At 62.5% G+C, this 15,968-nt stretch carries 9 protein-coding genes; 2 read left to right on the top strand and 7 right to left on the bottom strand.

The genetic code is table 11. The features are described from left to right. Positions 1–23: 23 nt before the first annotated feature. The gene (locus tag JOE69_RS14920; protein WP_296364088.1) at positions 24–701 is read right to left on the bottom strand and encodes a hypothetical protein; all 678 of its coding nucleotides are present in this window, start codon (positions 699–701) and stop codon (positions 24–26) included. A 310-nt stretch (positions 702–1,011) separates the two neighbouring features. Between JOE69_RS14920 and JOE69_RS14915 the strand changes: the two genes are divergently transcribed. Then, positions 1,012–2,244 (top strand): FAD-dependent monooxygenase, encoded by a 1,233-nt coding sequence (locus JOE69_RS14915; protein ID WP_309800009.1) that lies wholly within the window; start codon positions 1,012–1,014, stop codon positions 2,242–2,244. 74 nt (positions 2,245–2,318) lie between these two features. Here JOE69_RS14915 and JOE69_RS14910 read toward each other — a convergent pair whose 3' ends face one another. Together JOE69_RS14910 and JOE69_RS14905 are read right to left on the bottom strand one after the other, a co-directional pair. Continuing rightward, positions 2,319–3,428 carry an oxygenase MpaB family protein gene (locus JOE69_RS14910; protein WP_309800007.1) on the bottom strand — a complete coding sequence of 370 codons (1,110 nt, stop codon included), beginning with the start codon at positions 3,426–3,428 and terminating at the stop codon, positions 2,319–2,321. Positions 3,429–3,667: 239 nt separating this feature from the next. Then, the gene (locus JOE69_RS14905; RefSeq protein ID WP_309800005.1) at positions 3,668–5,035 is read right to left on the bottom strand and encodes a M16 family metallopeptidase; all 1,368 of its coding nucleotides are present in this window, start codon (positions 5,033–5,035) and stop codon (positions 3,668–3,670) included. A 99-nt stretch (positions 5,036–5,134) separates the two neighbouring features. Here JOE69_RS14905 and JOE69_RS14900 point away from each other — a divergent pair, with 99 nt between their 5' ends. Next, entirely contained in the window at positions 5,135–6,343 is a 1,209-nt protein-coding gene (locus JOE69_RS14900) for a heparan-alpha-glucosaminide N-acetyltransferase domain-containing protein (protein ID WP_309800003.1), read from the top strand. Between the two features lie 29 nt (positions 6,344–6,372). Here the strand turns inward: JOE69_RS14900 and JOE69_RS14895 are convergent, their stop codons facing one another. From JOE69_RS14895 to JOE69_RS14880, 4 genes are all read right to left on the bottom strand, one after another. Then, positions 6,373–8,610, bottom strand: a complete 2,238-nt coding sequence (locus JOE69_RS14895; RefSeq protein WP_309800001.1) for a polyribonucleotide nucleotidyltransferase — start codon at positions 8,608–8,610, stop codon at positions 6,373–6,375. Positions 8,611–8,825: 215 nt separating this feature from the next. Further along, positions 8,826–9,095, bottom strand: a complete 270-nt coding sequence (gene rpsO, locus JOE69_RS14890; protein ID WP_296364081.1) for a 30S ribosomal protein S15 — start codon at positions 9,093–9,095, stop codon at positions 8,826–8,828. A 123-nt stretch (positions 9,096–9,218) separates the two neighbouring features. Then, complete coding sequence (locus JOE69_RS14885) at positions 9,219–9,380, bottom strand: hypothetical protein (protein ID WP_309799999.1); 162 nt, start codon at positions 9,378–9,380, stop codon at positions 9,219–9,221. A 4-nt stretch (positions 9,381–9,384) separates the two neighbouring features. Beyond that, positions 9,385–15,798, bottom strand: a complete 6,414-nt coding sequence (locus JOE69_RS14880; protein WP_309799997.1) for a DUF7927 domain-containing protein — start codon at positions 15,796–15,798, stop codon at positions 9,385–9,387. Positions 15,799–15,968 lie beyond the last annotated feature (170 nt).

Raw genomic sequence — 15,968 nt, 5'->3', positions numbered from 1 at the left:
GATTTCCGAAGCGAGCCGGGAACCTACTTGGTGTTGACGATGATCTTGGCAACGCCGACCAGCATGTCGGTCTTCACGGCGTCGGTGTTGAACGTCTTGTTCAACAGCCCAGCGGCGACGTCGGAGATCAGCACCCGGGTGCCTTCCAAGATCGCGGTGTCGCCGTCTTTCTGCAACGGCTTCAGCGTGGAGCCGTCGAGGTTGAAGATGTAGGCCTGCTTGGCAGCCACGGCGCCGTTGACCGCGACGTCGCCGTAGAGCTTCGAGGTGCCCGGATCAATGGTGAAGTTGGTCAGGTCGACCTTGGTCTCCCCGGCGGTGAGCGAGAATCCGGAACCCGCGTGGCTGATCAGACCTTGCACGTAGGGGCGGTAGCTGGCTGCCGGGTCGTAGTAATCGACCTTTCCACCGGTGATCGGGAAGATCAAAGAACCATCGGTCAGGGCTGCGGTGCCGATCACGCCCGGGGTCAGGCCCAAGGTGGTCAAAGCAGCTCCGAAGGAGGCATCGAGCTTCACTGCGGTGGAGACGCCGCTCAGCGACGGAATCGAGGCGACCGGCTTCGGCGCCGCTGCCGAGCTGGAGCTGCTCGCAGAGCTGGAGTTCGAGCTGCTGGAGCTGCCCGAGCAGGCGGCCAAGGAGAAGACGAGTGCTCCGGAAGCGGCGATGGCTCCGACGGTGGTGAAAATGGACTTGCGCATGATGATCATTCCTTTATCCGTAGCTTGTACTGTCACAAGTCCTTCGAGGTAAAGCCGTCCAGCGATGGGTCCGAATATTTAGCGTTATATTTTCGTTATAAAACGCCGGCCACTCCGCGCCCGACGTCAAACTCCGGATCACCACCGATTCGCCCAGCGCCGCCGCCTCGGTTGACTTAAGTACACGGTGTAACGAAACTATAAATAGACACGGTGTAAGGAAACTGTAAGCGGGTTGTAAGCGATCCGACATCCCTGCGGCGTTGACTGTGAAGCGTCATCCATGAAGCATTTTCCGAGAGGCGAAGCCATGAACCAGATCCCATCTCCCACCAGTTCCCGGACCACCGTGCTGGTCTCCGGCGGCAGCATCGCCGGCCCGGCCGTCGCCTATTGGCTGAACCGCTACGGATTCCACGTCACTCTGGTCGAACGCAATGACGGCACCCGCACCGGCGGGCAGGCCATCGACATCCGGGCGGTGGCCATCGACGTGGTCGAGAAAATGGGCCTGCTCGAAGCAATCCGGGAGCAGCGGACCGATATGCGCGGAGCCAGCTCGCTCGACGCCGCGGGAGTAGAAATTTCCAGCAGCAGCGAATTCACCTTCAGCGGCGGCGTGATCGACAACGACGACGTCGAAATCCTGCGCGACGATTTGGGCCAGATCCTCTACGAAGCCACCAGCGACGACGTCGAGTACCTTTTCGGCGATTCAGTCACCGAGCTGAGCGAAACCGCCCACGGCGTCGAGGTCGCCTTCGAGAAAAACCCGCGCCGCAGCTTCGACTTCGTGATCGGCGCTGACGGGCTGCATTCCCGGGTGCGCAAACTGGCCTTCGGCCCCGAAGCCGACTATGTGCACCCGGTCAATATCCGAGAAGGCGTCACGAACTATGCCGCGATCTTCAGCGTGCCGAACTACCTCGGCCTCGACCGCTGGCAAGTCGCCCGGTTGACCGACGAATCGCTGACCCTGCTCTACGTCGCCAAGCAGAACACGGTGTCCCGGGCGATGCTCCGGGTACTGGCGACGGACCTCGACTACGGCTACCGCGACAAAGCGCAGCAAAAGCAGATCGTGGCCGACTACTTCGCCGCGGATCGGCAATGGATCATGCCGCAGTTGATCGAGAGCATGTGGCAAGCCGAGGACTTCTACTTCGATTCGATGAGCCAGACCCGGATGGACCGATGGTCCAACGGCCGGGTGGCATTGGTCGGCGACGCCGCCTTCTGCCCGAGCGCGATGTCCGGGCAGGGAACCTCGGTCGCGCTGGTCGGCGCCTACGTCCTTGCCGGCGAACTCGCCGCCGCGGATGGTGAGTTCGCGGCGGCCTTCGAAAACTACGAGCTCGAAATCCGGCACTTCGTGGAGAACAACCAGCAGCTGCCCTTCCTGGTCCGGAATTACAACTTCGGTTCCGCCGAGTCCATGGATCCGGCCGCGATCGCCACGCAGAGCCCGCTTTTCCTGGACATCGTCAACGGCTATCCGCTCAAGGACTACTCGACGCACGACCGGCAACCCGCATCGGCCTGAACCGGGCACCGGCGAGCGAAGGGGCGGGCGCCGTTGATCGGAATCGACGGCGCCCACCCCTTCGCCAGGGACCGTTATTTGTCGAAGGCCAGGATTTCGTCGTGGTGCCGCGGCGTGTACGGCTTGGGCCCCTTGCCTTGCGCCCGGGCCTCGCGGAACGCCGCGAACTGCTCGATCGGCGACGTGGTGTGGCCGAACTTCTCCCGCGCCTCGGCAATGCCGTAGACCTTGTCCGCCAGCGGAAGCTTGTCGTTGAGCACCGGATCCAGGATCGGCGTGGATAGCGGGGTTATCGTATCCAGCAATTTCAAAAACGCCTTGGGGTGGGTGGCCAGGTATTTGTGGAACGCCTTCACCGCGGGCGTGCCCACGGTAGCCATGATCAAAGCATCCAGCTTGGTGTAGCGCATGCCGCCCATGGTGTTCGCCCAGCGCGGCAAGGTGGAGAGGATCGCCCGCGAAGTCAGCACATTGAGCACCTTGCCGGCCAGCGCAGCACTGCGCCCCAGGCCGTCGCCGAGCACCTTTTCCACTCCATTGACCAAAAAGTCATAATGCGCCTGGCCGCCCTCGGTGGCGGTGTTGCTCGGCCGCCAATCTTCGAAGTAGGCGCGCACGGCCTCCCGGGAACGGGGAACCTTGGCCGGATCGATGGTTTGGAACTCCGCAGCCTTGGCGCAATCGGCCCAGTACTCGGTCTCCCGCTCCCGGCTGAGTTTTCCCGGGCCGAACTTCTCGTACATCTTGATGATCGAATGCCAAGCCGTAATGTGGATCCAAAGCTGGGAATCCGGATTGTTCGCGTCGAATTCCTTGCCGGTCACCGGATCGTGCCCATTGGCGCGGGAGTGGATCTTCATCAGCATGTCGGAGAACTTGAGCACCGTCTCGGCATCGGCGTACAAAACCGCGGTGAAGTATTGCATGGTGCGGTCGTAGCGCAATTGCGTGCGCTGCATCACCTGATCCGTGGCCACCACCGAGGCGGTCAAATGCGGGTCCAGGAATTCCACGGACACCGCCCGGGAAAATCCCAACGCGATCGAGGTCGGGTAGCTCCAGACTTGGTAGGCCACCGAGTCCGGGCCGAAAAACCCCCAGTCGGGCCTGGCCGGCGCCTCGCCGGCCCGCTTCGCGGCCAGCCTGGTTCCACGGTTGCCGGCATTCTTTGTCGCCTGTGACATTGATGCACCCCTTCGAGCTTAGAAATCGGACGAGCCGTTCGGTAAGTTACCCCCAGTAAGTTGCCTTTCAGTAAAGTTAGACACTGCGAGATACATTTGTCAACGATTCGTATCATTTAAGTTTCACGGTGCCTGCCGGGCCATCCGACAACCGGCGAGGGGGCTGTCCCGACCACCACGCGTGCAACGTGACGACCAGGACAGCCCCCTCGGGAAACCGCCGCTGATGCAGCGAAAAGTCAGAGCCCGAAGCGTTCCGTTTCATCGAACGGCCCGACGACGGTCATGGTCCGGGGTGCGGCTGCCAGCTCGCCGGCGAGCGCGTTCACTTGTGCCACGGACACCGAGTGGATCCGCGCCAAGGTTTCGTCGATGTCCAGGAACTCGCCGGAGACCAGTTCGGCCCGGCCCAAGCGGGACATTCGCGATCCGGTATCCTCCAGCGCCAAGACGATGCCGCCGGAAAGCTGCCCGATCGCCTTGCCCAGCTCCTCGGCGGTCACCCCGTCGGCTGCCAGTTTGTCCAGCTCCGCGCCCAGCAGGGCGAGCACCTGCGGTACCTTCTGCGGTGCGCAACCGGCGTACATGCCGAAGTACCCGGCATCGGCATACGACGAGGCGAACGAGTAGGTCGAATACACCAAACCGCGTTTTTCCCGGATTTCCTGGAACAACCGGGAAGACATGCCGCCGCCCAGAATGGCGTTGAGCACGCTCATTACGAACCGGCGCTCGTCGGTCGCGGTGATCGACGGGCAGCCCACGATGATGTTCGCCTGTTCCACTTGGCGTTTGATCACTTGGAGGCCGGGCGCTCCGGAGATCGGCGCCGGCTGCACCGAACGCCGGGGTACCGGGGCGGCCTCGGGATCGAGCTCCCAGCCCGCGGACTCCAAGGCGGTCAGCACCTGGGCGCACACCGCATCGTGGTTGAGTCCCCCGGCCGCGGTGACCACCAGCTCATCCGGCCGGTAGAACCTGCGGTAATGCGCCAGCACGGATTCCCGGGAAACGCCGCGGATCGCCTCCGGGGTCCCGCCGATCGGCCGGCCCAGCGAATGCTGCCCCAGCACCGAGGCGACGAACTTTTCATGCGCCACGTCGGTGGGGTCATCGCCGTCCATCGCGATCTCTTCCAGAATCACGTCCCGCTCGGCTTCGAGTTCCTCGGCATCCAATACCGCCGAGGTCACCATATCGGCGATCACGTCGATCGCCATCGGCAAATCGGCGTCGAGCACTCTTGCGTAGTAGCAGGTGCTTTCTTTTGCCGTTGCCGCATTCGACTCGCCGCCGACCTCGTCGAAGGCCGAGGCGATCTCGAGCGCGGTGCGCCGGGTAGTGCCTTTGAACAGCAGATGCTCCAAGAAATGCGTCGAGCCGTGTTGCCCCTCGGCTTCGTCCCGGGACCCGACGCCTACCCAAAACCCGATCGTTGCACTGCGCTGGCCGGGCATCGATTCGGTGAGTACCCGGACTCCGCCGGGTAGTACGGAACGACGGACTGTGGAGCCGCCTGGCGAACCGGCCAAAAGAGTGGACTCTGCTGCGGCATCCCCACCGGCAGCTGAGTGGTGCGCAGTGAGCAATAGCTGAATGGAAGGCATAGGTCTCCAGTTTATGGCAGTCTAGGAGAATTCCATGCATCTGGCGGCAAAGCACCGATCCGGCATCCCGCCGGCGATTGCCGTGAGAGCATGATCGTTATGCCAGACCGCAGCAACGGCACTTCCTCGCGCCTCGCCGGCGTCGACGCGGCCCGTGGACTCGCGTTGATCGGGATGATCGCCGCACATGTCCTCCCGCTCTACGACGGGCAGACCGCCGAGCCGACCCTGGCGGGTTTGGTTTTTTCCGGGCGCTCCTCGGCCTTGTTCGCAGTGCTCGCCGGGCTGAGCCTGGGCCTGATGACCGGCGGCTCGCAGCGCCATCGCGGAAAGCTCTTCAGCGCTGACCTGCGCGGCATCACAGCCCGGGCCATGGTGCTCTTCGGCATCGGTCTCACGATGGGGCTCTGGGATGTCAACGTGGCAATCATCCTCTGCCAGTACGCACTGCTTTTCCTCCTGCTGCTGCCCTTCACGACCTTGGGCCCACGGGTGCTCTACCCATTGGCCTTCGGCTGGCTGGCCTTGAGCCCGGTCCTGGCCTTTCCGCTCAGAGCCGGGCTGTGGCAGAGCATGGGCGCCGAAGCGGTGACGGACGGAAATCCCTGTTGGCTGAACCTGTTCACGCCGTCCTTCCTGCCGGACCTGCTGCTGACCGGCACCTATCCGGCGTTCCAATGGCTCGGCTACCTGCTGCTCGGTTTGGCGCTGGCCAGATCGGACCTGGGCAAACTCCGGTTGGCCTGGACGATGCTGGCCGGCGGCGTCTTGGTGGCCGTGGCCAGCCGGCTGATCAGCGATCTGCTGCCTTACTCCGGCGGCGGCCTGGCCGCCTTGCGCCGCACCGCCGAGGGCTCGGAATTCTATCTCGAGCCGTTGCTCTACGTCCGGTCCCCGGCCGAGCGCCAGGATGAGAGTTGGTGGTGGTTGACGGTGTCCACGCCGCACTCCGGTTCGCCCTTCGATTTGCTCGGCACCGCCGGAACCGCGCTGGCGGTGATCGGTGGATTCCTCTTGCTCGCCCGCCGGCTGCGCCCGCTCGTGCTGCCGTTCGCGGTCATCGGCCGGATCCCGCTGACGCTCTATGTCGGGCATGTCGGGGTTTTGGCCCTGCTGACCTTCGCCGCGGTCGAGTATCTGCCCGAGGAGCTGTTCTGGCTGATCCTGGCCGGGTCCTTGCTGCTCGGCATCGGCTATTACCTCTGGGGCCGGCGCGGTCCGTTGGAGTCCCTGCTCGGCACGGTCGCGGGGATTGCCCGCGGAAACGAGGAAGCGCCCCGTGCCAGTAGGCACAGGGCGCTCCGGTGAGCTTGGGACGAGTCCCGAACGGCTGACCGCTACTCGGCGGCCACCGATTCGGCAGCTTCCGCAACGGCGTCCTCGGAGTCTTCCGAATCAGCCACCACCGGGGAGAGCGAAAGCTTTCCACGGTCGTCGATCTTGGTGATTTCCACCTGGATCTTCTGGCCGACCGAGACCACGTCGTCGACGTTGTCCACGCGCTTGTTGTCGTTGATCTTGCGCAGTTCGGTGACGTGCAGCAGACCGTCCTTGCCCGGGGTGAGCGAAACGAATGCACCGAACGTGGTGGTCTTGACCACGGTGCCCAGGTAACGCTCGCCGATCTCGGGGACCTGCGGGTTGGCGATCGCGTTGATCGCCGATCGGGCGGCATCGGCCGAGGGGCCGTTGGTCGCACCGATGTACACCGTGCCATCGTCTTCGATCGAGATGTCCGCGCCGGTGTCTTCCTGGATCTGGTTGATCATCTTGCCCTTTGGCCCGATGACCTCGCCGATCTTGTCGACCGGGATCTTGACCGCGATGACCCGCGGCGCGAACTCGGAGAGCTCGTCCGGCACGTCGATCGCGGCGTTGAGCACGCCCAGGATGTGCAAGCGGGCTTCGCGGGCCTGCTTGAGCGCCGCGGCCAGGACTGAAGCCGGGATGCCGTCGAGCTTGGTGTCGAGCTGGATCGCGGTGACGAACTCGGAAGTACCGGCCACCTTGAAGTCCATGTCGCCGAAGGCGTCTTCAGCACCCAGGATGTCGGTCAATGCCGCGTAGCGGGTCTGACCGTCGACCTGATCGGAAACCAAGCCCATCGCGATGCCGGCCACCGGAGCCTTCAGCGGCACACCGGCGTTGAGCAGCGACAGCGTCGAAGCGCAGACCGAGCCCATCGAGGTGGAGCCGTTGGAACCGAGCGCCTCGGAGACCTGGCGGATCGCGTAGGGGAACTCTTCACGCGAAGGCAGCACTGGCACGATGGCCCGCTCGGCGAGTGCGCCGTGGCCGATTTCGCGGCGCTTGGGCGAACCCACCCGGCCGGTTTCACCGGTGGAGTAGGGCGGGAAGTTGTAGTTGTGCATGTAGCGCTTGCGGGTGACCGGGGACAGCGAATCGATCTGCTGTTCCATCTTGAGCATGTTCAAGGTGGTCACGCCCATGATCTGGGTTTCGCCGCGTTCGAAGATCGCCGAACCGTGCACCCGGGGCAGCACCTCGACCTCGGCGGTGAGCTGGCGGATGTCCGTCAGGCCACGGCCGTCGATCCGGATCTGGTCCTTGAGGATGCGCTGGCGCACGACCTGCTTGGTGACCGAACGGAATGCTGCGGAGAGTTCCTTCTCGCGGCCTTCGAACTGGCCGGCCAGGCTGGAAACGACCTCGTCCTTGAGCAGATCCGAAGCCGCGTCGCGCTCCTGCTTGTCCGCGATCTGGAAGACCTCGGTGAGCTTCGCGGAGGCAGCAGCCTCGACGGCCGCGTAGACGTCCTCCTGGTAATCCAGGAAGATCGGGAATTCGACGGTCGGCTTGGCTGCGCGGGCAGCCAAATCGGCCTGCGCCTCGCACAGCGCCTTGATGAACGGCTTGGCCGCTTCCAGACCCTCGGAGACGATCTCTTCGGTCGGCGCGGTGGCGCCTTCTTCCTTGATCAGATTCCAGGAGTTGTCAGTCGCTTCGGCCTCGACCATCATGATCGCGACGTCATCGCCGGCAACCCGTCCGGCCACGACCATGTTGAACACGGCTTTTTCCATTTCGGAGTGCCGCGGGAACGCTACCCACTGGTCTTCGATCAGTGCGACGCGGACGCCGCCGATCGGACCGGAGAACGGCAAGCCGGAGAGCTGGGTGGACATCGAGGAAGCGTTGATCGCGACCACGTCGTACAGCTCGTCGGGATTGATCGCCAGCACGGTGACCACGATCTGGACCTCGTTGCGCAGGCCTTTGACGAACGCCGGGCGCAGCGGGCGGTCCATCAGGCGGCAAGCCAGGATCGCTTCGGTGGACGGACGGCCTTCGCGACGGAAGAACGAGCCCGGGATCCGGCCAGCGGCGTACATCCGCTCTTCCACGTCCACGGTGAGCGGGAAGAAGTCGAATCCTTCGCGCGGCTGCTTGCCGGCGGTCGTCGCGGAGAGCAACGCGGTGTCGTCGTCGATGTAGACCATCGCGGCACCGGCGGCTTGCTGGGCAAGGCGGCCGGTTTCAAAACGAATGGTGCGTTTGCCGAAGCGACCGTTGTCGATCACTGCTTCGGCGAATTGGATTTCGGGACCCTCCATAGAGAGTCACCTCCGTTTCTGTTGTTGGGAGGTGACCTTCCGCCAGACCGCACCCGGTCTTCGATCGAGGCCCACGGGGCTTCCGGCCAGAGCCGGCATCCCGTAAACCACTACCGAGGACCGCGAATGCTCAGCATCCGGTCACTCCCGTCGATTCAGTTGAAACCTGCTGAGGCCGCGCTTCGCAAGGAAGGCACGGCCTCAACGGGGGGGTGTTATCGACGCAGGCCGAGGCGCTCGATGAGCGTACGGTAACGCGTGATATCAGTGTCTTTCAAATACGTGAGCAAACGCTTACGACGACCGACCAGGGCCATCAGGCCACGGCGGGTGTGGTGATCGTGCTTGTGCACCTTGAGGTGTTCGGTCAGATCCAGGATGCGCTTGGAGAGCATCGCGATCTGCACCTCGGGCGAACCGGTGTCGGCTTCCCCGGTCGCGTATTCCTTCATGATTTCTTGCTTGACAGCGGCTTCAAGTGCCACAGGTAACTCCTTGAGGTGTGCCGTGCGTCCCGACAGACAGTGCGCCAGCGGGTACGTGCTGCGCCCAGGAAATACTCGGCCTCGGGCAACACGGAATCCAGCCGCCACGGACTGCAGCCGGATTCACCGTTCCAGTTTACGCTGCGGGGTGGAGTCTGTCGAAACCTGCCCATGCCCGGCCACGGCGACCCACACGCCGAGCACAGTCCGGCGCGGCCAAGTCTGCCCGGGAATCGGGAACGCTGCTGACCACCCCGGGGTGGTCAGCAGCGTTCCCTCGGACACTCGGCTATTCGCTCGGTTCCCGACGCCGGACTCCAGCCGCAACTGCGAACGCCAAACCTGCGAAGGCCAAGGCGGCGCCGCCGGCCAACCACGGCAGCACCGCGGCACCGGTCTCCGGCAGGGGCTCCTCGGTCACCGGAGGAACGACCGGCGGTTCGGGTGTCACCGGAGGTTTCGGCGGCACCGTGATCACGGTCGTAGTCTCACACGATCCCGGCGCGCAGGTTCCGTCGCCGCCAGGCACCACCACGTTTCGAACCTGGGTTCCGTCGGCGATTGCCGCATCCACTGCCATCCGGTAAGTCACCGTAGCGCTTTCGCCCTTGCCAAGGGTCCCCGACCAATTCACTGTCCCTTCGACGGCGCCTTTGTCCGCGCTGGCCGAACCCGCCACATAGCTCGCACCCGCGACCTTGGACAGGTCATCGACGAACGACGCGACGACCGGAGTGTCGCCGGTCTGCGAAACCTTGACCGTGAAGGTCAACAGATCACCGGGTTTGGCCGTACCCGGGCTGACCGTCTTTTTGAGCTCGAACCCGCCCGGCCGGAGCACCTCCGTCGTGGTTTCGCAGCCACCCGGATCACACGTGCCCTTGTCCCCGGGAACCACGGTGTTCTTGAGACTGCTCGGCGTTGTCAGGTCCGACTTGACCTTCATCTGATAAGTCACCGTCGCGATTTGGCCATTGCGCAGAGTGCCTGACCAATTCAGCGTGCCGATCACCGTTCCCGCGTCGGCCTTTGCTGATCCGGGAACATACTCGGCACCGACGACCTTGGACAAGTCGTCCGCGAACGAGGCCTCGACCTCGGTATCACCCCGGTGCGTGACCTTTACCGTGTAGGTCAGGACGTCGCCGGGAGCGACGACGCTCTTGTCGACCGTCTTCACCGTCGTGAACGTTCCGGGAGTCTGGACCTCGGTGGTCGTCTCGCAGCTGTCATCGGTACAAGTTCCGTTCTCGCCCGGAACCACGACATTCCGTACCGAAGCCGGCGTCACGATGTCGGAGTTGATTTTCACCTGGTACTTGACCGTTGCGGTCTGCCCGTTTTCGAGCGTTCCGGTCCAGTCCAGCGTGCCGCTCAAGGAACCCTTGTCGGCAGTGGCCGAACCGGCGACAAACGTCGCGCCGGCCACCTTGGACAGGTCATCCGCGAACGACGCCTCGACCGGAGTGTCGCCGCGATGCGAAACCGTCACCGTATAGGTGACCACATCGCCCGGAGCCACGTCCTGCTTATCGGCAGATTTGATGATCAGATAGCTCCCAGGGGTGGGGACCGGAGTGACCGTTTCGCAGCCGCCGGGTTCACAGGTGCCCTTGTCCCCCGGGACCACGGTGTTCTTCACCTCGGCCGGAGTCATGATATCGGCATTGACCTTCATCTGATACGTCACGGTGGCACTCTGACCCTTGGTCAGAGTGCCCGACCAATTCACGGTTCCGGTGACGGTTCCGAGATCGGCAGCGGCCGAACCGGCGACAAACGTCGCGCCGGCCACCTTGGAGAGGTCATCGGCGAACGACGCCGTCACCTCGGTATCGCCTTGATGAGTGACCTTGACCGTGTAGGTGAGCAGATCGCCCGGGGCCGCGTTCTGTTTGTCCACCGACTTCAGCACGGTGAAACCGCCCGGAGTCAGCACTTCGGTCGTGGTCGTGCACGTGCCCGGTTCGCATCCGCCGTCCGGACCCGGCACTACAGTGTTCTTCACCTCGGCCGGGGTCGCGATATCCGCATTGACCTTCATCTTGTACGTCACCGTCACGGTATCACCCTTGGCCAGCGTGCCCGACCAGTTCACCGTTCCCTCGATGGCTCCCTTGTCGGCAGTGGCAGAACCGGCAACATACGTCGCGCCGGTCACCTTGGAGAGGTCATCCGCGAAGGAAGCGGCGGCCGGCTTGTCACCGGTCTGCTTGACCACGACCTGGTAGGTGATTTCATCACCAGGAGCCACTGAACCCGGAGTCGCGGTCTTCACCACGGTGAAGCCGCCGGGCGTCAAAACCTCAGTCGTCGTCGTGCACGAATCCGCAGGATCACACGTACCCTTATCCCCCGGCACCACAGTGTTCTTCACCGAACCAGGCGTCGCAAGATCCGCATTCACCTTCATCTTGTACGTCACCGTCGCGGTATCACCCTTGGCCAACGTGCCCGACCAATTCACCGGATTATCGACAGCAACCGAACCCTTGTCCGCACTCGCCGAACCAGCAACAAACGTCGCCCCGGCCACCTTCGACAGATCGTCGGCGAACGACGCCGACACCTCGGTATCGCCCTTCTGGACGACCTTCACCGTATACGTGACCTCATCCCCCGGAGCCACCGAACCCGGCGAAGCCGACTTCGTCACCGTGAACGAACCCGGAGTCAAAACCTCAGTCGTCGTTGTGCACGAATCCGCAGGATCACACGTACCCTTATCCCCCGGCACCACAGTGTTCTTCACCGAACCAGGCGTCGCAAGATCCGCATTGACCTTCATCTTGTACGTCACCGTCGCGGTATCACCCTTGGCCAACGTGCCCGACCAATTCACCGGATTATCGACAGCAACCGAACCCTTGTCCGCACTCGCCGAACCAGCAACAAACGTCGCACCTGCCACCTTCGACAAATCATCAACGAAGGAAGCCAAAACAGGAGTATCGCCCTTCTGGACGACCTTCACCGTATACGTGACCTCATCCCCCGGAGCCACCGAACCCGGCGAAGCCGACTTCGTCACCGTGAACGAACCCGGAGTCAAAACCTCAGTCGTCGTCGTGCACGAATCCGCAGGATCACACGTACCCTTATCCCCCGGCACCACAGTGTTCTTCACCGAACCAGGCGTCGCAAGATCCGCATTCACCTTCATCTTGTACGTCACCGTCGCGGTATCACCCTTGGCCAACGTGCCCGACCAATTCACCGGATTATCGACAGCAACCGAACCCTTGTCCGCGGCCGCCGAACCAGCAACAAACGTCGCCCCGGCCACCTTCGACAGATCGTCGGCGAACGACGCCGACACCTCGGTATCGCCCTTCTGGACGACCTTCACCGTATACGTGACCTCATCCCCCGGAGCCACCGAACCCGGCGAAGCCGACTTCGTCACCGTGAACGAACCCGGAGTCAAAACCTCAGTCGTCGTTGTGCACGAATCCGCAGGATCACACGTACCCTTATCCCCCGGCACCACGGTGTTCTTCACCTCGGCCGGGGTCGCGATATCCGCATTGACCTTCATCTTGTACGTGATCGTGGCAACATCCCCCTTGCGCAGGGTCCCCGACCAATCGATCTCTCCGCTGATGATTCCTGCACCGTCCACCTGAGCGGAACCCGGCACATACGTCGCACCGGCCACCTTGGACAGATCATCGACGAACGAGGCAGAAACTGGAGTATCACCCTTCTGGACGACCTTCACCGTATACGTGACCTCATCCCCCGGAGCTACCGAACCCGGCGAAGCCGACTTCGTCACCGTAAACGAACCCGGCGTCAAAACCTCAGTCGTCACGGAACAAGATTGTTCAGTTCGGCAGTCTCCGTTCTCGCCCGGAACCGCAGAGTTGAAGACTCGTCCAGGCGTAGCGATATCCGCATTGACCTTCATCTGATAGGTGATGGTCGCGGATTGGCCAGTTTCCAGTCTGCCGGACCAGGACACCTCCCCCGAGGTCGTACCAATGCCCGAGACATTGGTCAGCGACCCAGGGACATACGTGGCACCGGCAACCTGGTCAAGTTCATCGGAGAATGAAGCATCGACGCCGCCCTCGCCCACTTGTGCGACGTTCACGGTGTAGGTGATGACATCACCGGGAACCGAAGTGGTCTTGTCTGCGGTCTTTTCCAGCGTGAACCGTGGCTGCACTGGGACGGTCGTCGTGGTATCGCATTCGCCGGGAACGCAGGAGTTAGGGTCTCCGGGGACCGCGACGTTTTCGATCTTCCCGCGGAAATCAGCATTAACTTGCATCTGGTAGGAGACAACTACGCTGTCTCCTTTGACAAGTTTGCCGGACCAAGTCACTAAGTTGTCCGGGGAAATCGTGCCTTCGGAAGCTTCTGCAGAACCGGCAACATAGCTAGCACCGACTACCTTGGACAAATCATCCACGAAAGATGCATCCACAGGAGTGTCGCCGGTCTGATTGACCAGAATCGAATAGGTGACCACGTCTCCTGGATTGGCTTCGCTCCGGTCGGCGAACTTGGCCATCTCGTACCCGCCAGGGGTGAGCACCTCTGTTGTGGTTTCGCAGTTCCCTGCATCGCAGCCGCCCCGCTCTCCGGGAACTGCGGTATTGATCAGCTTTCCTCGGAACCCGGAATCCACCTTCATCTGATAGGTAACCGTAGCCGTCTGGCCCATTGCCAGGTTCCCCGACCAGTTGACAACGCCGGAGACCGTCCCGCTGTCGGCAGTCGCGGAACCCGGCACATAACTTGCTCCGCTGACTTTCGACAAGTCGTCTGCAAAGGAAGCATCCACCGGTGCGTCACCGGTCTGGGTCACTTTCACCGTGTAGGTGATCACATCGCCGGGCAGAGCCTGCGCCTTGTCCGAACTCTTGGACACGGTATAGGCGCCGTCATCAGGCTCGACGGCCAGAACCGTACGGGCATTCGCGGTCAAGGGAATATTGGACTTGCTTCCCTTGACCGTGAAGGCCGCCTGGTTGGGAATCAGCTTGCCGCTCTGATCCGCATCGACCGTTGCCCGGAAGGTCAGTGTTTGCTCTCCGTCGTTGTTGTCCAAGTTGAGCGAATAATCCGGTTTTCCATCCGGGGCCTTCTTCCAATCTGCTGGCGCCGAGATGTTGGGATCTGTGTACTTATCAGCAGAACTTCCTGGTCGCCAGACGAGGGTACGGCCCTCTAGGGTCACTGAATCCGAATCAGCTGCATCACTCTTGGCCCCTTGGTCGAACCCCTTCGTTACCTGCGCTGAATTGGGCACATAGGTGACCCCTGCCGGGATCTGATCTTCAAGCGTGTTATCCACGGCCACATCTTTACCGATGTTTTTCGCCGTGAGCGTGTACTCAACCACGTCTCCGGGCTTGACCGGACCGGTGCCAATTTTCTTGACCGTCTTCTGCACATCAGGCCTGGGTGCCGGCAAATTGATGGAGACGCCCACCATTCCGACATTGAGCCACTCGTCGGCAACCGAGATGACGTCGTAGGTCGCTTGCGTCGTGCCCTCAGGAATCGCGGCGTCCGGAATCCGGATGATGTCTGCGTCATACGCCGAGCTGTTGGTGGAAACCGAACCGTACGACGGGCGGTATCCGTCACCTGGCACCTTCTGGTAATTGCTTCCTTGGTCCGGAGTCGAATTGACCTTGCTGCCCAAATAACAAATCGTCTCGTTCTGGACATCCGTCGTGGAATTGCAGGCCGGGTCTCGGCCTAGAACCGTTCCCACCGGCGGAGCCGAGTTTCCCTGAAGGTTATTGTTTCCATGCTCCACACCGTTCAGCTCGGCCCGATCGCCATATCCGACGTTGGCATGCGCCACCTGGTGGAAAGTCTTCCCGAAACGCGGCTGACCGGCGTCCGGCGTCACCAAGGGGCCAGCAGTCACCGACGTACGCTGTCCGCCCAACTTGTACTGGTTGCCGTCTTGCCAAGCGATGGACCGAGGAGAGAAGCGATATTGTTCCTGTTCACTCAGCGAAAAGAAGTCCTGAGTGGAATTGTTGTCCCATTCGTAGACCGCAGTGATGCTCCAAGCAGCCCAAGGCGTCCAGCTCGAATAGGACTCGCTCGGGATATCCGCAACGGTGTACATCCCACCGCCAAGGTTCTGCACCAGCGCCGTGACATCCCACACCGACTGGCGCATGATGTCCTGGCCGTAGTTCCCACCGGCGTTCTGCTTGTAGCTACCGGTCGAGGATTCCCGGATCTTCGGTGCCAGCGGCGTTGCCTGGTTCATCATCCGGTAGTTGTAGCCTTCGCCCGGACCGGCCAGGCGGACTTCCGTCGCGGGCCGCTCTTCGCGGAGCGTGTTCATCACGTAAAGCCGGGCCGCGACGATTTTCGCACCTTTCGGCACGTCCAGGAATGCTGAACTCGAATTGTTGCAAGCAGCTTTGACCGCAGCCCCATACACCGGAGCCGGCTGCCCGCCCCCGCCGCTCGGTGCCCAGGGGCACAGATCGTCGCTGGAGCCGTCGACTTGCGCGGGTTTCTGATACGACGGACGACCGGCGGAGAGCAGGTTGCTATTGGTCGCCATCACCATGTCGCCGCGGTAGATGCCGCTCAGCACCTTTCCGAACGGTTCCGGCGCTGCATCCGCGCTCGTGGCATTCAACCCGATCAACGAGGCGAACGCGAGCGCGAAAGCGACGACGACGGCAGCCGCACGACGGATGTGGTGAAGACGATGCATAACGATGGTTCTCCAAACGAGAGGCGGTAACCTAGCGAAAATCCGATACCGCTAACGCTGATCAATGTTACTTCAGGTATTGACTTGCGTCGCGGGAAAAGTCCAGCCGGCCCCCTCCGACCGTGAACCCGCCGCCTGGCAGACGCCGAAACGGCGCTCCTCGGGTCCAC

It is taken from the genome of Arthrobacter russicus (genome assembly GCF_031454135.1).
GTDB classification, from domain to species: Bacteria; Actinomycetota; Actinomycetes; order Actinomycetales; family Micrococcaceae; genus Renibacterium; species Renibacterium russicum.
This window is presented reverse-complemented; position numbering and strand designations above follow the sequence as displayed.